The organism is Candidatus Ulvibacter alkanivorans, assembly GCF_003333325.1.
GTDB classification, from domain to species: Bacteria; Bacteroidota; Bacteroidia; order Flavobacteriales; family Flavobacteriaceae; genus Ulvibacter_A; species Ulvibacter_A alkanivorans.
The window spans coordinates 48,684-65,061 of record NZ_QOLC01000098.1 but is presented as its reverse complement, the minus strand read 5'-3'; the positions used below and the strand labels follow the sequence as shown (position 1 = coordinate 65,061).

General features: G+C 39.8%; 30 protein-coding genes. All 30 read left to right on the top strand.

All coding sequences use genetic code 11. The annotated features are described in order from the left end of the window. The first annotated feature begins 65 nt into the window (after nt 1–65). Nucleotides 66–677, top strand: coding sequence for a 50S ribosomal protein L3 (gene rplC / locus DWA30_RS11045; protein ID WP_114492602.1), 612 nt, complete (start codon nt 66–68; stop codon nt 675–677). Then, a complete protein-coding gene (gene rplD, locus DWA30_RS11040; RefSeq protein WP_114492601.1) occupies nt 677–1,306 on the top strand; it encodes a 50S ribosomal protein L4 in 630 nt (209 codons plus the stop codon). The genes rplC and rplD overlap by 1 nt, the downstream gene beginning before the upstream one ends. A gap of 7 nt (nt 1,307–1,313) precedes the next feature. Further along, entirely contained in the window at nt 1,314–1,604 is a 291-nt protein-coding gene (gene rplW, locus DWA30_RS11035; protein WP_114492600.1) for a 50S ribosomal protein L23, read from the top strand. A 26-nt stretch (nt 1,605–1,630) separates the two neighbouring features. Beyond that, nucleotides 1,631–2,455 carry a 50S ribosomal protein L2 gene (gene rplB / locus DWA30_RS11030; protein WP_114492599.1) on the top strand — a complete coding sequence of 275 codons (825 nt, stop codon included), beginning with the start codon at nt 1,631–1,633 and terminating at the stop codon, nt 2,453–2,455. A 3-nt stretch (nt 2,456–2,458) separates the two neighbouring features. Next, entirely contained in the window at nt 2,459–2,737 is a 279-nt protein-coding gene (gene rpsS / locus DWA30_RS11025) for a 30S ribosomal protein S19 (protein WP_105214611.1), read from the top strand. Between the two features lie 6 nt (nt 2,738–2,743). Next, nucleotides 2,744–3,154, top strand: a complete 411-nt coding sequence (gene rplV, locus DWA30_RS11020; RefSeq protein WP_114492598.1) for a 50S ribosomal protein L22 — start codon at nt 2,744–2,746, stop codon at nt 3,152–3,154. 4 nt (nt 3,155–3,158) lie between these two features. Continuing rightward, nucleotides 3,159–3,878 carry a 30S ribosomal protein S3 gene (gene rpsC / locus DWA30_RS11015; protein WP_114492597.1) on the top strand — a complete coding sequence of 240 codons (720 nt, stop codon included), beginning with the start codon at nt 3,159–3,161 and terminating at the stop codon, nt 3,876–3,878. An 18-nt stretch (nt 3,879–3,896) separates the two neighbouring features. Further along, entirely contained in the window at nt 3,897–4,316 is a 420-nt protein-coding gene (rplP, locus tag DWA30_RS11010; protein ID WP_114492596.1) for a 50S ribosomal protein L16, read from the top strand. 11 nt (nt 4,317–4,327) lie between these two features. Beyond that, the gene (rpmC, locus tag DWA30_RS11005) at nt 4,328–4,519 is read left to right on the top strand and encodes a 50S ribosomal protein L29 (RefSeq protein WP_114492595.1); all 192 of its coding nucleotides are present in this window, start codon (nt 4,328–4,330) and stop codon (nt 4,517–4,519) included. Nucleotides 4,520–4,533: 14 nt separating this feature from the next. Continuing rightward, nucleotides 4,534–4,791, top strand: coding sequence for a 30S ribosomal protein S17 (rpsQ, locus tag DWA30_RS11000; protein WP_114492594.1), 258 nt, complete (start codon nt 4,534–4,536; stop codon nt 4,789–4,791). A 2-nt stretch (nt 4,792–4,793) separates the two neighbouring features. Continuing rightward, the gene (rplN, locus tag DWA30_RS10995) at nt 4,794–5,162 is read left to right on the top strand and encodes a 50S ribosomal protein L14 (protein WP_114492593.1); all 369 of its coding nucleotides are present in this window, start codon (nt 4,794–4,796) and stop codon (nt 5,160–5,162) included. A 12-nt stretch (nt 5,163–5,174) separates the two neighbouring features. Next, complete coding sequence (rplX, locus tag DWA30_RS10990; RefSeq protein WP_114492592.1) at nt 5,175–5,489, top strand: 50S ribosomal protein L24; 315 nt, start codon at nt 5,175–5,177, stop codon at nt 5,487–5,489. A 2-nt stretch (nt 5,490–5,491) separates the two neighbouring features. After that, the gene (gene rplE, locus DWA30_RS10985; RefSeq protein ID WP_114492591.1) at nt 5,492–6,043 is read left to right on the top strand and encodes a 50S ribosomal protein L5; all 552 of its coding nucleotides are present in this window, start codon (nt 5,492–5,494) and stop codon (nt 6,041–6,043) included. A gap of 3 nt (nt 6,044–6,046) precedes the next feature. Continuing rightward, the gene (gene rpsN, locus DWA30_RS10980; RefSeq protein ID WP_114492590.1) at nt 6,047–6,316 is read left to right on the top strand and encodes a 30S ribosomal protein S14; all 270 of its coding nucleotides are present in this window, start codon (nt 6,047–6,049) and stop codon (nt 6,314–6,316) included. Between the two features lie 71 nt (nt 6,317–6,387). Then, nucleotides 6,388–6,789 (top strand): 30S ribosomal protein S8, encoded by a 402-nt coding sequence (gene rpsH / locus DWA30_RS10975; protein ID WP_114492589.1) that lies wholly within the window; start codon nt 6,388–6,390, stop codon nt 6,787–6,789. A gap of 15 nt (nt 6,790–6,804) precedes the next feature. Beyond that, nucleotides 6,805–7,347, top strand: a complete 543-nt coding sequence (rplF, locus tag DWA30_RS10970; protein WP_114492588.1) for a 50S ribosomal protein L6 — start codon at nt 6,805–6,807, stop codon at nt 7,345–7,347. Nucleotides 7,348–7,358: 11 nt separating this feature from the next. Beyond that, entirely contained in the window at nt 7,359–7,715 is a 357-nt protein-coding gene (gene rplR, locus DWA30_RS10965; RefSeq protein WP_114492587.1) for a 50S ribosomal protein L18, read from the top strand. 5 nt (nt 7,716–7,720) lie between these two features. Beyond that, nucleotides 7,721–8,245, top strand: a complete 525-nt coding sequence (gene rpsE / locus DWA30_RS10960; protein WP_114492586.1) for a 30S ribosomal protein S5 — start codon at nt 7,721–7,723, stop codon at nt 8,243–8,245. A gap of 12 nt (nt 8,246–8,257) precedes the next feature. Next, nucleotides 8,258–8,437 (top strand): 50S ribosomal protein L30, encoded by a 180-nt coding sequence (gene rpmD, locus DWA30_RS10955; RefSeq protein WP_114492585.1) that lies wholly within the window; start codon nt 8,258–8,260, stop codon nt 8,435–8,437. Between the two features lie 10 nt (nt 8,438–8,447). Further along, complete coding sequence (gene rplO, locus DWA30_RS10950) at nt 8,448–8,900, top strand: 50S ribosomal protein L15 (RefSeq protein ID WP_114492584.1); 453 nt, start codon at nt 8,448–8,450, stop codon at nt 8,898–8,900. A gap of 13 nt (nt 8,901–8,913) precedes the next feature. After that, nucleotides 8,914–10,257: a preprotein translocase subunit SecY gene (gene secY, locus DWA30_RS10945; RefSeq protein WP_114492583.1), complete on the top strand. Its 1,344-nt coding sequence runs from the start codon at nt 8,914–8,916 to the stop codon at nt 10,255–10,257. A 2-nt stretch (nt 10,258–10,259) separates the two neighbouring features. Next, nucleotides 10,260–10,475, top strand: a complete 216-nt coding sequence (infA, locus tag DWA30_RS10940; RefSeq protein ID WP_034259287.1) for a translation initiation factor IF-1 — start codon at nt 10,260–10,262, stop codon at nt 10,473–10,475. Nucleotides 10,476–10,480: 5 nt separating this feature from the next. After that, nucleotides 10,481–10,597 carry a type B 50S ribosomal protein L36 gene (gene ykgO, locus DWA30_RS10935; RefSeq protein WP_013305171.1) on the top strand — a complete coding sequence of 39 codons (117 nt, stop codon included), beginning with the start codon at nt 10,481–10,483 and terminating at the stop codon, nt 10,595–10,597. Between the two features lie 3 nt (nt 10,598–10,600). Further along, nucleotides 10,601–10,975, top strand: coding sequence for a 30S ribosomal protein S13 (gene rpsM / locus DWA30_RS10930; RefSeq protein WP_114492582.1), 375 nt, complete (start codon nt 10,601–10,603; stop codon nt 10,973–10,975). A gap of 11 nt (nt 10,976–10,986) precedes the next feature. Continuing rightward, nucleotides 10,987–11,397, top strand: a complete 411-nt coding sequence (gene rpsK, locus DWA30_RS10925; protein WP_114492581.1) for a 30S ribosomal protein S11 — start codon at nt 10,987–10,989, stop codon at nt 11,395–11,397. A gap of 90 nt (nt 11,398–11,487) precedes the next feature. Beyond that, complete coding sequence (gene rpsD / locus DWA30_RS10920; RefSeq protein ID WP_114492580.1) at nt 11,488–12,093, top strand: 30S ribosomal protein S4; 606 nt, start codon at nt 11,488–11,490, stop codon at nt 12,091–12,093. 21 nt (nt 12,094–12,114) lie between these two features. Continuing rightward, nucleotides 12,115–13,107, top strand: coding sequence for a DNA-directed RNA polymerase subunit alpha (locus DWA30_RS10915; RefSeq protein ID WP_114492579.1), 993 nt, complete (start codon nt 12,115–12,117; stop codon nt 13,105–13,107). Nucleotides 13,108–13,191: 84 nt separating this feature from the next. Then, entirely contained in the window at nt 13,192–13,668 is a 477-nt protein-coding gene (rplQ, locus tag DWA30_RS10910) for a 50S ribosomal protein L17 (RefSeq protein WP_114492578.1), read from the top strand. A gap of 163 nt (nt 13,669–13,831) precedes the next feature. Continuing rightward, nucleotides 13,832–14,956, top strand: coding sequence for a glutamine-hydrolyzing carbamoyl-phosphate synthase small subunit (carA, locus tag DWA30_RS10905; protein ID WP_114492577.1), 1,125 nt, complete (start codon nt 13,832–13,834; stop codon nt 14,954–14,956). 81 nt (nt 14,957–15,037) lie between these two features. Then, nucleotides 15,038–16,324 (top strand): phosphopyruvate hydratase, encoded by a 1,287-nt coding sequence (gene eno, locus DWA30_RS10900; RefSeq protein WP_114492576.1) that lies wholly within the window; start codon nt 15,038–15,040, stop codon nt 16,322–16,324. Nucleotides 16,325–16,378 lie beyond the last annotated feature (54 nt).

The window sequence follows — 16,378 nt, the reverse complement described above, 5'->3', positions numbered from 1 at the left end:
GAATTTATTTTGACCCTGTTTTTTTGAAATAGAATTAAATAAGTAATAACTAATAATTAATAAATATGTCTGGGTTAATTGGAAAAAAGATAGGGATGACCAGCATCTTTGACGAGAGAGGAAAGAATATTCCTTGTACCGTAATTGAAGCAGGACCCTGTGTTGTTACCCAAGTCAGAACCAAAGAGGTTGACGGGTATGAAGCGCTTCAACTTGGTTTCGATGACAAAAAGACTGCTATTAAAGCTGCCGAAGGCCACGCTAAAAAAGCAGGAACCGTTGCAAAACGTAAAGTCGTAGAATTCCAAGGTTTCGAAGAGGAGTATAAATTAGGTGATACGATCACCGTAGAGCACTTTACCGAAGGTGAGTTCGTAGATATTTCTGGAACTTCCAAAGGAAAAGGATTCCAAGGAGTTGTAAAACGTCACGGTTTTGCTGGTGTGGGTCAAGCGACGCACGGTCAGCACAACCGTTTAAGAGCTCCTGGATCTATTGGTGCGGCATCTTATCCTGCGAGAGTATTCAAAGGAATGAAGATGGCTGGCCAAATGGGGAATGAAAAAGTGAAAGTTGAAAATTTAAGAGTTTTAAAAGTGGTTCCTGAAAAGAACTTGCTTGTGGTTAAAGGATGCGTTCCTGGTCACAAAAACGCTTATGTAATGATTCAGAAATAATGAAGGTAGCTGTATTAGATATAAACGGAAAAGACACAGGTAGGAAGGTAGAACTTTCTAAAGATGTGTTCGGAATAGAGCCTAACAATCACGCCGTATACCTTGATGTGAAGCAATACCTTGCGAACCAACGCCAAGGGACACATAAAGCTAAAGAGCGTGCAGAGATCACTGGTTCAACCAGAAAGATCAAAAAGCAAAAAGGAACAGGTACGGCCCGTGCGGGAAGTATCAAATCTGGTTTGTTTAAAGGTGGGGGTAGAATGTTTGGTCCAAGACCAAGAAACTATTCGTTCAAATTGAACAAAAACTTAAAGCGATTGGCACGTCGTTCTGCGTTGAGTATGAAAGCAAACGATAAGGCAATTGTAGTGATTGAGGACCTTTCTTTTGATGCACCAAAAACCAAGGAATTCACTTCTGTTTTAAAGACTTTAGGCCTTGAAAACAAAAAATCCTTGTTTGTGTTGGGAGAGTCAAATAATAACGTATATTTGTCGTCTCGTAATTTGAAAAGTACAGAAGTTATAACTAACTCAGAATTAAGTACTTACAAAATTATGAATGCGAACAGCCTAGTGTTGTTTGAAGGTTCTTTGGAAGGAATTGAAACAAACTTAAGTAAATAGAAACGAGATGAGTATCTTAATTAAACCTATAATTACGGAAAAAGCTACAACAGATGCGGAAGTAAATAACCGTTACGGATTTGTAGTAAACCCTCAGGCGAATAAGGTAGAAATCAAGAAAGCAGTTGAGTCTGCTTACGGCGTTTCTGTTGAAAAAGTTCGCACAATGAATGTCCGCCCGGATCGTAAAACTCGTTATACAAAAACGGGGATCCAAACTGGTAAAACAAACGCTTACAAAAAAGCGATTGTACAGGTGGCGGAAGGTGATACAATAGATTTTTACAGTAACATCTAAGTTCGCTTAGATTTAATTAGACAACAATGTCAGTAAGAAAATTAAAACCTATCACCCCAGGTCAGCGATTTAGAGTTGTAAATGGATTTGACGCCATTACAACTGACAAGCCGGAGAAAAGTTTATTAGCTCCGAACAAAAGATCTGGTGGTAGAAACAGTCAAGGAAAGATGACCATGCGTTATATAGGTGGTGGTCATAAGAAAAAATATCGAATTATCGATTTTAAGCGTGACAAAGCAGGGATTCCTGCTACCGTTGCGACCATAGAATACGATCCAAACCGTACTGCGTTTATCGCATTAGTTAATTACCAAGATGGTGAAAAACGCTATGTGATCGCACAAAACGGTCTTCAGGTTGGTCAAAATATCGTTTCTGGCGATAGCGTTGCTCCCGAAATTGGGAACGCAATGACCTTAGCAAATATTCCATTAGGTACTATTATTTCATGTATTGAATTACGTCCTGGGCAAGGAGCGGTTATGGCACGAAGTGCCGGAGCGTTTGCACAGCTTATGGCGCGTGATGGAAAATATGCAACTGTTAAGTTGCCATCTGGCGAGACCCGTTTGGTCTTAGCTGCATGTATGGCGACCATAGGTGCAGTATCTAATAGTGATCATCAGTTGTTGGTGTCTGGTAAGGCTGGACGTTCAAGATGGTTGGGTAGAAGGCCTCGTACAAGACCAGTGGTTATGAACCCGGTTGATCACCCAATGGGTGGTGGTGAAGGTAAATCTTCAGGAGGACACCCACGTTCAAGAAACGGTATCCCTGCAAAAGGATATAGAACACGTTCTAGAACTAAATCGAGTAATAAATATATCATCGAACGTAGAAAGAAATAAGCTATGGCAAGATCGTTAAAAAAAGGACCTTACGTTCACTATAAGTTAGAACAGAAAGTTCAACAAAATGTGGAGTCTAACAAAAAGACTGTGATCAAGACTTGGTCACGTGCATCTATGATTACTCCCGATTTCGTTGGACAAACCATTGCGGTACATAACGGACGACAATTCGTGCCGGTATATGTTACTGAGAATATGGTAGGACATAAATTAGGAGAATTTTCACCAACGAGATCCTTCCGTGGTCACGCAGGTGCAAAAAACAAAGGAAAAAAATAATAGGCCATGGGAGTTCGTAAAAGAGAAAGAGCAGAGCAGATCAAGGAAGCAAAGAAGACACAATACTTTGCTAAATTGAACAATTGTCCTACATCACCTAGAAAAATGCGCTTGATGGCGGATTTAATTCGAGGTGAGAAAGTAGACAAGGCGCTTAATATTTTAAAGTTCAGCTCAAAAGAGTCATCACGTCGTTTAGAAAAATTGGTTTTGTCGGCTATAGCTAACTGGCAAGCAAAGAACGAAGATGCTTCTTTAGAAGATGCAGACCTATTTATTAAGGAGATCCGTGTAGATAGTGGAACGATGTTAAAGCGACTTCGTCCTGCGCCACAGGGTCGTGCACATAGAATTAGAAAACGTTCCAATCACGTAACTGTGATATTAGGAGCTAACGATAACACACAAAGTAATTAATTAAATGGGACAGAAAACAAATCCAATCGGGAATCGCCTTGGAATTATCAGAGGATGGGAATCCAACTGGTACGGAGGTAACGACTACGGTGATAAATTAGCCGAAGACGACAAGATTAGAAAGTATATTCACGCTCGTTTAAGTAAAGCTAGTGTGTCTAGAGTAATCATTGAGCGCACACTTAAACTTGTAACCGTTACTATCACTACCGCTCGTCCGGGAATTATTATCGGAAAAGGGGGGCAAGAGGTAGACAAGTTAAAAGAAGAGCTTAAGAAGATTACTGGTAAAGAGGTACAGATTAATATCCACGAGATCAAGAGACCTGAATTAGATGCTCATTTGGTAGCTGCCAGTGTTGCAAGACAAATTGAAAACAGAATTTCATACCGTCGTGCAATTAAAATGGCGATTGCTGCTGCTATGCGTATGAACGCAGAAGGTATTAAGATTCAGATTTCTGGACGACTTAATGGTGCTGAAATGGCACGTTCTGAGGCGTACAAAGATGGACGTATCCCTTTATCTACATTTAGAGCCGATATAGACTATGCTTTAGTTGAGGCACACACTACTTATGGTAGATTGGGTGTTAAAGTATGGATTATGAAAGGTGAAGTATATGGAAAAAGAGAACTTTCTCCCTTAGTTGGTTTATCCAAAAAAGGTGGTAAAGGCGGTTCCGGACGAGGTGGAAATAACAAACCACGTCGTAGAAAGTAATTTTTTAAATAGAAGAAAATGTTACAACCTAAGAGAACAAAATACCGTAAACAACAAAAAGGCCGCATGAAAGGTAATGCCGGTCGTGGTAACCAATTGGCATACGGTACGTTTGGTATTAAGTCTTTAGATTCAAATTTTTTGACAGCGCGTCAAATTGAAGCAGCACGTATTGCCGCTACCCGATATATGAAGAGAGAAGGGTCTATCTGGATTATGATATTTCCAGATAAGCCAATTACAAAGAAACCTTTAGAGGTACGTATGGGTAAAGGTAAAGGGGCTGTAGAGTATTGGGCTGCTGTAGTAAAACCTGGTAGAGTATTGTTTGAAGTTTCTGGAGTATCTGTTGAAACTGCCAAAGAAGCACTACGCTTAGCTGCACAAAAGCTTCCGGTACGAACAAAATTTATCATGTCTAGAGACTATCAAGCTTAATTTTTTGAACGATGAAACAATCAGAAATAAACGAAGCATCCACAGCGGAACTACAGGAAAGATTAGCCGATACAAAAAAGGCGTATTCAGACCTGAAAATGGCACACACCATTTCACCGTTGGAAAATCCAATTCAATTGCGATCTCATAGAAGAAGCATCGCTAGAATTGCGACCGAACTAACTAAAAGAGAAGTGCAATAGTACGAAGCTGAAAGATGGAAAAAAGAAACTTAAGAAAAGAGCGTATCGGTGTAGTTACTAGTAACAAAATGGAGAAATCTATCGTTGTTGCGGAAGTAAAAAAAGTAAAACACCCTATATACGGAAAGTTCGTGTTAAAAACGAAAAAATACGTTGCGCACGACGAGACAAACGACTGCAACGAAGGTGATACAGTAAAGATCATGGAAACAAGACCTTTAAGTAAAACCAAGTGTTGGAGATTAGTAGAAGTAATTGAAAGAGCGAAGTAATTATGGTACAACAAGAATCAAGACTTAGAGTGGCCGACAACACGGGAGCAAAAGAAGTGCTTACAATTCGTGTGTTAGGTGGTACAAAAAAGAGATATGCTTCTATTGGAGACAAAATCGTAGTAACTGTAAAGGAAGCTACACCCAATGGAAACATTAAAAAAGGTGCCGTTTCTACTGCTGTAGTGGTACGTACCGTAAAAGAAGTTCGTCGACCAGATGGATCCTATATCCGTTTTGACGATAATGCATGTGTCCTTTTGAACCCACAAGGGGAAATGAGAGGAACACGTGTGTTTGGACCGGTTGCCAGAGAACTTCGTGACAAACAATTTATGAAAATAGTATCATTGGCACCAGAGGTGCTTTAATACGAAACTAAGATGGCAAAGCTTAAAATAAAATCAGGAGATACTGTAGTAGTTACAGCCGGAGAACACAAAGGTTCCGAAGGTAAAGTAATGAAGGTACTTCTTGACAAGAACAAAGCAATAGTAGAGGGAGTAAATACAGTAAAGAAACACGAGAAGCCTAGTGCTGCTAATCCTCAAGGTGGAATTACTGAAAAAGAAGCTCCAATTCATATTTCTAACCTCTCGTTAATCGATCCAAAATCTGGAGAAGCAACACGAGTAGGGTACAGAATGGAAGATGGTAAAAAAGTACGATTTTCTAAAAAATCGAATCAAGTATTATAGTGATGGGATATACACCAAGACTTAAAGAAGAATATAAGAACCGCGTATTAGGGGCTCTTACCGAAGAATTTGGTTACACAAATGTAATGCAAGTACCAAAACTAGAGCGTATTGTTGTCTCTAGAGGAGTTGGTGCTGCAGTAGCAGATAAAAAGTTAATTGAGAATTCAGTTGATGAATTATCTCACATTACTGGCCAAAGAGCTGTAGCAACGATCTCAAAAAAGGATGTTGCAACCTTTAAATTACGTAAAGGTATGCCAATTGGTGCGAAAGTGACATTGCGTGGTGAGCGTATGTACGAATTTTTAGACAGACTTATCACTACGGCACTTCCAAATGTGCGTGATTTCAACGGAATTAACGCAACTGGTTTCGATGGTAGAGGTAATTACTCTTTGGGTATTACCGAACAAATCATCTTCCCTGAAATCGATATCGACAAAGTGAAGAAGATAGAAGGAATGAATATTACATTCGTTACGACTGCTGAAACCGATAAGGAAGCAAAATCATTATTAACCGAATTAGGTTTACCTTTTAAAAAGAACTAAGAGATGGCTAAAGAATCAATGAAAGCCCGTGAGGTGAAGAGACAAAAATTGGTAAAAAAATATGCTGCCAAGCGAAAAGCTTTAAAAGAAGCTGGAGACTGGGAAGCACTACAAAAATTACCGAAAAATTCTTCGCCGGTACGTTTACACAACCGTTGTAAATTAACCGGTAGACCAAAAGGGTATATGAGAACTTTTGGAATTTCACGTGTAATGTTTCGTGAGATGGCTAATAAGGGTCTTATTCCAGGGGTTAGAAAAGCAAGCTGGTAACAATATAAACTGGTTGAAGGTTCGATATGCAAGACAGATGTATCGAAAACCACATCCGCAAATACAAATAAATGACAACAGATCCAATCGCAGATTTTCTAACTAGAGTTAGAAATTCGATTAAAGCAGGACACCGCGTCGTAGAGGTGCCAGCATCAAATCTTAAAAAAGAGATCACAAAGATCTTATTTGATCAAGGATATATCTTGAGCTATAAATTTGAAGACGATAATGGGCCGCAAGGAACTATTAAAATCGCTTTGAAATACGATAAGCTTACTAAAGACCCTGTGATCAAAAAGATTCAAAGAATAAGTAAACCTGGTTTACGTAAGTATGCAAGTTCATCTGAACTTCCACGTATTTTGAACGGTCTAGGTATTGCTATAGTGTCGACTTCTCATGGAGTAATGACAGGAAAGCAAGCGCAGGCTGCGAATGTTGGAGGTGAAGTATTGTGTTACGTTTACTAAAAAAAAGACAAAGAAATGTCAAGAATAGGTAAAAACCCGGTAGCAATTCCAGAAGGAGTTACAGTTGATGTAAAAGACAACGTAATTACCGTAAAAGGAAAATTAGGAGAGTTAACGCAGGAATACACTGACGTGACTATTAAAACTGAAGAGAACAGCGTAATCGTTGAACGGTCTTCAGATTTAAAAGATCAAAGAGCAAAACACGGTCTGTACAGAGCGTTAATTAATAATATGATTGAAGGAGTATCCAAAGGATGGACCAAAGAACTAGAGTTGGTTGGAGTTGGATACCGAGCTAGCAACCAAGGACAAAAATTAGACTTGGCTGTTGGATTCTCTCATAATATAGTGTTGGATATCGCTCCTGAAGTGAAAGTTGAGACCGTAAGTGAAAAAGGAAAGAATCCAATCGTAAAACTAACCTCATACGACAAACAATTGGTTGGACAGGTTGCCGCAAAAATTCGCGCCTTCCGTAAACCTGAACCTTACAAAGGAAAAGGAATCAAGTTTGTTGGTGAACAAATTAGAAGAAAAGCAGGTAAATCTGCATAAGCAATAACGTTATGGCATTATCAAAACAAGATAGAAGAAATCGATTGCGTTTCAGAATACGTAAAACTATTTCAGGAACAGAACAACGTCCGCGTTTGGCTGTATTCCGAAGTAATAAAGAGATTTATGCGCAACTTATTGACGATGTAAATGGAAAGACCATTACCGCTGCATCTTCAAGAGATAAAGATATTGATGCTTCCAAAGCAAATAAGTCGGAAGCTGCAAAATTAGTTGGTAAGGCAATTGCTGAAAAGGCACAGAAAGCAGGGGTAGAAACTGTTGCTTTCGACCGAGGCGGTTACCTATACCATGGAAGAGTAAAATCATTAGCTGAAGGTGCACGTGAAGGTGGCCTCAAATTCTAAGTAGTATGTATCAAGATTATAAAAACGTAGAATTAGTAAAGCCAGGAGGTCTAGAATTAAAAGACCGTCTAGTAGGAGTACAACGTGTTACTAAGGTAACTAAAGGGGGTAGAGCCTTCGGATTTTCAGCTATTGTAGTTGTTGGTGACGAAAACGGAGTTGTTGGTCATGGACTAGGTAAATCGAAAGATGTTGCCAGTGCTATCGCCAAAGCGATCGAAGATGCGAAGAAGAACCTTGTTCGTATTCCATTGAGCAAAGCAACCCTTCCACACGAACAAAAAGGAAAATACGGTGGAGCCCGTGTAAATTTATTGCCAGCAGCACCTGGTACCGGAGTAATTGCCGGTGGTGCAGTTCGTGCAGTATTGGAAGCAGTAGGTGTTCACGATGTATTATCAAAATCACAAGGATCTTCGAACCCACACAACGTAGTAAAAGCTACTTTTGATGCACTATTGCAACTGCGTAGTGCACAAACTGTTGCTAAACAACGTGGAATTTCGTTAGAGAAGTTGTATAAAGGATAAAATACGTAAGAAATGGCAAAGATTAAAGTAACAAAGGTGAAGAGTGCTATTAACCGCTCTAAGAACCAAAAGAGAACGCTTGAGGCGTTAGGCCTTCGTAAAATTGGTCAAACAATCGAGCACGAAGACACGCCAAACATTCTTGGTATGATAACTAAAGTTAAACATTTGGTTTCTGTAGAAACCAATTAAGATATACACAATGGATTTAAGTAACTTAAAACCAGCCGAAGGATCGGTTAAATCAAAAGGGAAGCGCGTTGGTCGCGGGCAGGCATCTGGAAAAGGTGGAACTGCAACACGTGGTCATAAAGGAGCAAAGTCTCGTTCAGGGTATTCTAAGAAATTAGGATTTGAAGGTGGACAAATGCCATTGCAACGTCGTGTACCTAAGTTTGGGTTTACCAACATTAACCGTAAAGAATATCAAGGTATAAACATTGATACGCTTCAACAGTTGGTTGACGATAAGAAAATTAAAGATGCAATCGATTTTGATACGATGTTAAGCTTAGGCTTGGTAGATAAGAACGATATGGTGAAGATTTTAGGACGTGGAGAGTTAAAAGCAAAATTGAAAGTTTCAGCTCACAAGTTTACTGCCTCAGCAACAAAAGCGATTGAAGCTGCCGGTGGTGAAGTAGTAACATTGTAATACACGCAGACTAATGAAGTTTATTGATACCTTAAAAAATGTTTGGAAAATAGAGGAGCTGCGAAATCGTATCATGGTTACCTTGGGACTTTTATTAGTGTACCGTTTTGGAGCACAAGTAGTACTTCCAGGTATCGATGCATCAAAACTTGCTGAGTTTGCAGGAAAATTTGAAGGCGGTGGAATTGGCGCGTTACTAAATGCATTTACAGGAGGGGCGTTTGCCAATGCTTCTGTTTTTGCGTTGGGAATCATGCCTTATATCTCGGCTTCGATCGTGGTGCAGTTAATGCAAATAGCTGTTCCTTACCTTCAGAAATTACAGAAAGAAGGAGAAAGCGGAAGAAAGAAGATCAATCAAATAACACGATGGTTAACAATTGGAATCTGTTTGGTACAGGCGCCAAGTTACCTCGTAGGTTTGGAAGCTTTAGGTGTTCCTGCCGAAGCCTTTATATTAGGTAAGGACGCAATGTTCTATTTTTCATCGACCATTATCCTGGTAACAGGATGTATCTTCGCGATGTGGTTGGGAGAAAAAATTACCGACAAAGGAATTGGAAACGGTATCTCTATTTTAATTATGGTAGGTATCATTGCAACATTACCACAGTCGTTTATTCAAGAATTCGCGGCGAGAGTATTCGAATCTAATGGAGGATTGATCATGATCTTGATCGAATTGGTCATCTGGTTTGTAATTATATTGCTCTCTGTGTTGTTAGTAATGGCGGTTCGGAAGATCCCTGTTCAATACGCACGTAGAACAGCAAGTGGTGAGTACGAAAAGAACATTTTTGGCGCAAGACAGTTTATTCCATTAAAGCTGAACGCTTCTGGAGTAATGCCAATTATCTTTGCGCAGGCAATTATGTTTGTGCCGTCTGCAGTAGCCGGTCTATCAGATAGTGAATTCGCTAAAACGCTTCAAGCTAATTTTAGTGATATCTTCGGACTATGGTACAATATTGTATTCGCGATCTTGATTATTATCTTTACGTATTTTTATACGGCCATTACGGTTCCAACGAACAAAATGGCAGATGATCTTAAACGTAGCGGCGGATTTATTCCCGGAATCAAGCCTGGAACAGATACGGCAGAGTTTTTGGATAGAATCTTGTCCCAGATCACATTGCCCGGATCGATTTTCTTGGCATTGATCGCAGTGTTCCCTGCATTTGTTTTTCAATTGATGGGAATTCAGCAAGGCTGGGCACTATTTTACGGTGGTACCTCACTATTAATTATGGTAGGGGTAGCTATCGATACAATGCAACAAATTAATTCGTACTTATTAAACCGCCATTATGACGGTCTAATGAAGTCCGGTAAAAACAGAAAAGCAGTAGCATAATTATGGCAAAACAACCCGCAATAGAACAAGATGGAACTATAGTAGAAGCATTGTCGAATGCAATGTTTCGTGTAGAACTGGAAAACGGTCATATTGTGACTGCGCACATTTCGGGTAAGATGCGTATGCACTATATAAAACTATTACCCGGAGATAAAGTAAAATTGGAAATGAGCCCGTACGATTTAACAAAGGCTCGTATAACATACAGATACTAATAGCTATGAAAGTAAGAGCTTCAGTAAAAAAGAGAAGTGCCGACTGCAAGATTGTTCGCAGAAAAGGCAGATTATATGTAATTAACAAAAAGAACCCAAGGTTCAAACAAAGACAAGGATAAGTTATGGCAAGAATCGCAGGTGTAGATATCCCGAAACAAAAGAGGGGTGTAATCGCGTTAACGTATATCTTCGGAATCGGTAAAAGCCGAGCAGCTGATATACTTGAGAAAGCCGGAGTTGATCAAGACAAAAAGGTTAACGAATGGGACGATGATGAAATCGGAAAAATTCGTGAAGCCGTTGGGTCTTTCAAGATCGAAGGTGAGCTACGTAGTGAAGTTCAATTAAGCATTAAACGTCTTATGGACATTGGATGCTACAGAGGTATTCGTCATAGATCGGGTCTTCCGCTTCGAGGACAACGTACTAAGAATAACTCGAGAACTAGAAAAGGAAAACGTAAAACTGTTGCTAACAAGAAAAAAGCAACTAAATAATACCTAGAGATATGGCAAAAACTAGCTCAAAAGGCACTAAAGGTGCTAAAGGTTCAAAAAAGCGTAAAGTGAATGTGGAGTCTGTAGGTGAAGCACACGTAACAGCCTCTTTCAACAATATCATCATTTCGTTAACGAATAAGAATGGAGATGTGATCTCTTGGTCTTCAGCCGGAAAAATGGGCTTTAGAGGATCTAAAAAGAACACTCCTTATGCTGCACAGCTGGCAGCTGAAGATTGTGCCAAAGTTGCACATGAAGCAGGTCTTCGTAAAGTAAAGGTGTATGTAAAAGGTCCGGGGAACGGAAGAGAATCTGCGATTAGATCGATCCACAATTCAGGGATCGAAGTAACCGAGATCATCGATGTTACTCCAATGCCGCATAACGGATGTCGACCTCCAAAAAGAAGAAGAGTTTAATTATAATTAATATCAATCTGAAGGAGATATAGAACGCTAGAGGATTAACGTAAGACCTTAATTTAGTGTTCCCTTCAAAATCAATTTAAAATGGCAAGATATACTGGTCCAAAAACTAAAATCGCCCGTAAATTCGGTGAAGCGATCTTCGGAGAGGATAAATCCTTCGAAAAAAGAAATTACCCTCCAGGACAGCACGGAAACAACCGTCGTCGTGGGAAGAAATCTGAATACGCTATTCAGTTAGCTGAAAAGCAAAAAGCAAAGTATACGTACGGTATCCTTGAGCGTCAATTCAGAAATATGTTTAAAAAAGCAACAGCAGCGCCTGGAATTACAGGTGAGGTATTGCTTCAATTGTGTGAGTCACGTCTAGACAACGTAGTATACCGTATGGGTATTGCGTCTAGCCGCCCTGCTGCAAGACAGTTGGTGTCTCACCGTCATATCACCGTAAATGGTGAAAAAGTTAACATTCCTTCTTACCAATTAAAAGCAGGAGATGTGGTAGCAGTTCGCGAGAAATCAAAGTCGCTTGAGGCTATTCAGAATTCATTAGATAACGCAAGTCAGGTGTACGAATGGATCACTTGGAACGGTGATAAGAAAGAAGGAACCTTCGTTTCTGTCCCACAACGTATCCAAATTCCTGAGAACATCAACGAGCAGTTTATCGTCGAATTATATTCTAAATAATAAAAACACACGAGTCACACTATGGCAGTATTTAGTTTTCAAAAGCCTGATAAAGTTATAATGATTAATTCAACCGATTTTGAGGGGAAATTCGAATTTCGTCCCTTGGAACCTGGTTATGGATTAACAGTTGGTAACGCATTAAGACGAGTATTACTTTCTTCTTTGGAAGGATTCGCAATAACTTCGGTTCGTATCGAAGGTGTTGACCACGAGTTTTCAACCATCGCCGGTGTTGTGGAAGACGTAACCGAGATCATCCTAAACTTAAAACAAGTACGTTTTAAGAGACAGATTGATGAGATCGATAACGAAACCGTAACCGTATCGGTAAATGGAGCAGATCAATTAACAGCAGGAGATTTCCAGAAATTTATTTCCGGATTTCAAGTGTTAAACCCAGACTTAGTGATCTGTAATATGGATGCTAAGGTAAACCTTAACTTCGAGATCACTATCGAAAAAGGTAGAGGTTACGTTCCTGCAGAAGAAAACAAGAAAGCAAATGCTCCTTTGGGTACGATTTTTACAGATTCTATCTACACACCAATAAAAAATGTGAAGTATAGCATCGAGAATTTCCGTGTAGAACAAAAGACAGATTACGAAAAATTAGTTTTCGAAATCATCACCGACGGTTCTATTCACCCGAAAGACGCTTTGACAGAAGCTGCAAAGACGTTGATCCATCACTTCATGTTGTTCAGCGATGAGCGAATTACACTTGAAGCCGATGAGATCGCTCAAACTGAAACATACGACGAAGAATCGTTGCATATGCGACAGTTGCTTAAAACAAAATTAGTAGATATGGACCTTTCGGTACGTGCGCTAAATTGTTTGAAGGCTGCAGAAGTAGATACCTTAGGAGACCTTGTTTCATATAACAAGAACGACTTGATGAAGTTTAGAAACTTCGGAAAGAAATCCCTAACCGAATTAGAAGAATTAGTAAATGTGAAAGGCCTGAACTTCGGTATGGATCTTTCAAAATATAAATTAGATAAAGATTAATACATCATACCCCGCCTGTCGATATAGATAGGTTTTGCTCCTCAAAAAGGGTCGAAGCAAGATGATGATTAAAAACAAAACGTCATGAGACACGGAAAAAAATTCAATCACTTAGGTAGAAAAACAGCCCATAGAAAGTCTATGTTGGCAAATATGGCTTGTTCCCTAATCGAACACAAACGAATTAATACAACCGTTGCAAAAGCAAAAGCGTTGAAGCAATTCGTAGAGCCAATGATCACTAAGTCGAAAGAAGATACAACGCACAATCGTCGTATCGTCTACAGAAAATTACGTCAAAAAGAAGCAGTTGCAGAACTGTTTCGTGATGTAGCTGCCAAGGTGGGTGATCGTCCGGGAGGATATACACGAATCATTAAATTAGGAAACCGTTTAGGAGATAATGCCGACATGGCAATGATCGAATTGGTAGACTACAATGAGCTGTACAATGCCGGGAAAGCGACCAAAAAGAAGTCAACTCGTCGAAGTCGACGCGGTAGTGGTTCTAAATCAACTGCACCTGCAAAACAGACCGAAGCGAAAAAAGAAGAAGAATAAATGAAAATTTATTGCTAAAATATCAAAGGGATGAACTTTTAAAGTTTATCCCTTTTTTTTTGAAGTTTCATCAACAAACCGGATGCAAATTGTTGAGAATTTATTTTTCCTAAATTATTATAAACGCATCAATTAAAGTATTTTTGCCAAACATTTCAGCACTATGAAGTATCAAAAACGAAAGAAAGCCCTTATTTTATTAGCAGATGGTACTATTTTCCACGGTAAGGCCGTTGGAGGAAAAGAAGGGTCCGCCTTTGGAGAGGTGTGTTTCAATACCGGAATGACAGGATATCAGGAGATCTTTACCGATCCGTCTTATTACGGACAGCTAATGGTTACCACCAATGCACATATTGGAAATTACGGTACCAATAAGGATGAGGTAGAGTCGGAAGGAATTAAAATTGCCGGCCTTATTTGTCGTAATTTCAGTTATCAATATTCACGTCCGGCGGCAGATGATTCGCTAGAGGATTTTCTAGACCGAAACAACCTGCTTGCCATTAGCGATGTAGACACAAGAGCATTGGTGAGCTATATTCGAGACAATGGAGCGATGAACGCAGTGATCTCTACAAGAGTAGATGATATCGAAGGTCTTAAGAAAGAATTGGCAGCAGTGCCCGATATGAATGGTCTTGAGTTGGCTTCAAAAGTGTCAACAAAGGAGCCTTATTTCTTCGGAAATGAAAATGCTACCTATAAAATTTCAGCACTCGATATTGGAATCAAAAAGAATATACTTCGCAATCTTGCTGAAAGAGATTGTTACATAAAAGTATTTCCATACGATGCATCGCTTTCAGATTTAGAAGCATTCGAACCGGATGGCTATTTCTTGTCAAATGGGCCGGGAGATCCTCAACCGCTTAGCAATGCGATCGACCTTACAAAGCATATCATCGAAAAAGGAGCTCCTTTATTCGGAATTTGTTTGGGGCACCAAGTATTGGCCTTGGCAAACGGAATTTCTACGTATAAGATGCACCACGGTCATAGAGGGATAAATCATCCTATCATGAATTTGTTGACCGGGAAAGGAGAGATCACATCTCAAAATCACGGGTTTGCAATTAATAGAGAAGAAGCAGAAGCACATCCCGATATCGAGATCACACATCTACACTTAAACGATAAAACGGCAGCTGGGATTCGTATGAAGAATAAACCTGTGTTTTCGGTTCAGTATCACCCTGAAGCCAGTCCAGGTCCACACGATGCTACCTATTTATTTGACACCTTTATCGACAACATAAAGAAGCATAAGACCGAAACAGTTCATTAGTTAAAATAAGTATGAATGCTAACGCGCTCTTTTAGAAACAATACTGAAAAATAGCCTTGGCAACAACCATAAATAAATTTCATGAGTATCATTATAGACATCCGCGCCAGACAAATATTCGACTCTAGAGGTAACCCTACCGTAGAAGTCGATGTAATTACAGAACATGGGTATTTAGGTCGAGCAGCGGTGCCTTCGGGTGCTTCAACAGGTGAACACGAAGCAGTAGAACTACGTGATGGTGGTGATGACTATATGGGAAAAGGTGTGCTTACTGCTGTTGAAAATGTAAATGGAAAGATCGCGGGAACTTTGTTGGGAGTCTCTGTTTTTGAGCAAGCTTTGATTGATCAGATTATGATCGACCTTGACGGTACCCCTAACAAGTCGAATCTGGGCGCTAACGCAATCTTAGGGGTTTCCTTGGCGTGTGCTAAAGCTGCGGCTAACGAACTAGGCATGTCCTTGTATCGATATGTTGGCGGTGTAAGCGCTAAGACTTTACCGGTTCCTATGATGAACATCATTAACGGTGGTTCACATAGTGATGCTCCTATTGCATTTCAGGAGTTTATGGTGATGCCGGTCAAGGCAAACAGTTTTACTCATGCCTTGCAGATGGGGTCTGAGATCTTTCACAACCTAAAAAAAGTCCTGCACGATAGAGGTTTAAGTACCGCTGTTGGCGATGAGGGTGGATTTGCGCCAACATTAAAAGGAACCGAAGATGCATTAGATACCATTAAACAAGCCACCGAACTAGCAGGATATAGTTTGGGAGATGAAGTGTTGATCGCCTTAGATTGCGCAGCTGCTGAGTTCTATAAAGACGGGAAGTACGATTACACCATTTTTGAAGGCGAAAACGGTACAATTAGAACGTCTAAAGAACAAGCCGATTATCTAGCAGAACTTTGCGATTCGTATCCTATTATTTCCATAGAAGACGGGATGGATGAAAACGACTGGGACGGCTGGAAATATCTTACAGAAAAAGTGGGTGATAAAGTGCAGTTGGTTGGTGACGATCTGTTTGTTACTAATGTCGAACGACTTTCTAAAGGTATTTCTGAAAGCATTGCGAATTCCATTTTAATTAAAGTAAACCAAATTGGGACACTTACCGAGACCATATCAGCTGTAAATATGGCCCATAACGCAGGATATACGTCGGTAATGTCGCATCGTAGTGGTGAGACCGAAGATAACACCATAGCCGATCTTGCAGTAGCACTCAATTGTGGTCAGATCAAAACAGGATCTGCCTCTCGAAGTGATCGTATGGCAAAATACAATCAGTTATTGCGAATCGAAGAAGAATTAGATACCGTTGCTTACTATCCCCAACGCAACGCATTTAAAGTATAAAGGACGAAGTACATACAATTTTAAGAGTGTATTATTATTCGTTCGCATGATTTA

Excerpts from the sequence above, each read along its gene's own strand:
- rplB (WP_114492599.1), top strand. The coding sequence starts at position 1,631 with ATGTCAGTAAGAAAATTAAAACCTATCACCCCAGGTCAGCGATTTAGA.
- rplR (WP_114492587.1), top strand. The coding sequence starts at position 7,359 with ATGGCATTATCAAAACAAGATAGAAGAAATCGATTGCGTTTCAGAATA.
- rplQ (WP_114492578.1), top strand. The coding sequence starts at position 13,192 with ATGAGACACGGAAAAAAATTCAATCACTTAGGTAGAAAAACAGCCCAT.
- rpsK (WP_114492581.1), top strand. The coding sequence starts at position 10,987 with ATGGCAAAAACTAGCTCAAAAGGCACTAAAGGTGCTAAAGGTTCAAAA.
- rpsS (WP_105214611.1), top strand. The coding sequence starts at position 2,459 with ATGGCAAGATCGTTAAAAAAAGGACCTTACGTTCACTATAAGTTAGAA.
- ykgO (WP_013305171.1), top strand. The coding sequence starts at position 10,481 with ATGAAAGTAAGAGCTTCAGTAAAAAAGAGAAGTGCCGACTGCAAGATT.
- rplE (WP_114492591.1), top strand. The coding sequence starts at position 5,492 with ATGGGATATACACCAAGACTTAAAGAAGAATATAAGAACCGCGTATTA.
- rpsC (WP_114492597.1), top strand. The coding sequence starts at position 3,159 with ATGGGACAGAAAACAAATCCAATCGGGAATCGCCTTGGAATTATCAGA.
- rplP (WP_114492596.1), top strand. The coding sequence starts at position 3,897 with ATGTTACAACCTAAGAGAACAAAATACCGTAAACAACAAAAAGGCCGC.
- infA (WP_034259287.1), top strand. The coding sequence starts at position 10,260 with ATGGCAAAACAACCCGCAATAGAACAAGATGGAACTATAGTAGAAGCA.
- eno (WP_114492576.1), top strand. The coding sequence starts at position 15,038 with ATGAGTATCATTATAGACATCCGCGCCAGACAAATATTCGACTCTAGA.
- rplF (WP_114492588.1), top strand. The coding sequence starts at position 6,805 with ATGTCAAGAATAGGTAAAAACCCGGTAGCAATTCCAGAAGGAGTTACA.
- rpsD (WP_114492580.1), top strand. The coding sequence starts at position 11,488 with ATGGCAAGATATACTGGTCCAAAAACTAAAATCGCCCGTAAATTCGGT.
- rpsM (WP_114492582.1), top strand. The coding sequence starts at position 10,601 with ATGGCAAGAATCGCAGGTGTAGATATCCCGAAACAAAAGAGGGGTGTA.
- rpmC (WP_114492595.1), top strand. The coding sequence starts at position 4,328 with ATGAAACAATCAGAAATAAACGAAGCATCCACAGCGGAACTACAGGAA.
- rpsH (WP_114492589.1), top strand. The coding sequence starts at position 6,388 with ATGACAACAGATCCAATCGCAGATTTTCTAACTAGAGTTAGAAATTCG.
- rplD (WP_114492601.1), top strand. The coding sequence starts at position 677 with ATGAAGGTAGCTGTATTAGATATAAACGGAAAAGACACAGGTAGGAAG.
- rplN (WP_114492593.1), top strand. The coding sequence starts at position 4,794 with ATGGTACAACAAGAATCAAGACTTAGAGTGGCCGACAACACGGGAGCA.
- rplX (WP_114492592.1), top strand. The coding sequence starts at position 5,175 with ATGGCAAAGCTTAAAATAAAATCAGGAGATACTGTAGTAGTTACAGCC.
- rpsE (WP_114492586.1), top strand. The coding sequence starts at position 7,721 with ATGTATCAAGATTATAAAAACGTAGAATTAGTAAAGCCAGGAGGTCTA.
- rpmD (WP_114492585.1), top strand. The coding sequence starts at position 8,258 with ATGGCAAAGATTAAAGTAACAAAGGTGAAGAGTGCTATTAACCGCTCT.
- rpsN (WP_114492590.1), top strand. The coding sequence starts at position 6,047 with ATGGCTAAAGAATCAATGAAAGCCCGTGAGGTGAAGAGACAAAAATTG.
- rplC (WP_114492602.1), top strand. The coding sequence starts at position 66 with ATGTCTGGGTTAATTGGAAAAAAGATAGGGATGACCAGCATCTTTGAC.
- secY (WP_114492583.1), top strand. The coding sequence starts at position 8,914 with ATGAAGTTTATTGATACCTTAAAAAATGTTTGGAAAATAGAGGAGCTG.
- rplW (WP_114492600.1), top strand. The coding sequence starts at position 1,314 with ATGAGTATCTTAATTAAACCTATAATTACGGAAAAAGCTACAACAGAT.
- DWA30_RS10915 (WP_114492579.1), top strand. The coding sequence starts at position 12,115 with ATGGCAGTATTTAGTTTTCAAAAGCCTGATAAAGTTATAATGATTAAT.
- rplO (WP_114492584.1), top strand. The coding sequence starts at position 8,448 with ATGGATTTAAGTAACTTAAAACCAGCCGAAGGATCGGTTAAATCAAAA.
- rpsQ (WP_114492594.1), top strand. The coding sequence starts at position 4,534 with ATGGAAAAAAGAAACTTAAGAAAAGAGCGTATCGGTGTAGTTACTAGT.
- carA (WP_114492577.1), top strand. The coding sequence starts at position 13,832 with ATGAAGTATCAAAAACGAAAGAAAGCCCTTATTTTATTAGCAGATGGT.
- rplV (WP_114492598.1), top strand. The coding sequence starts at position 2,744 with ATGGGAGTTCGTAAAAGAGAAAGAGCAGAGCAGATCAAGGAAGCAAAG.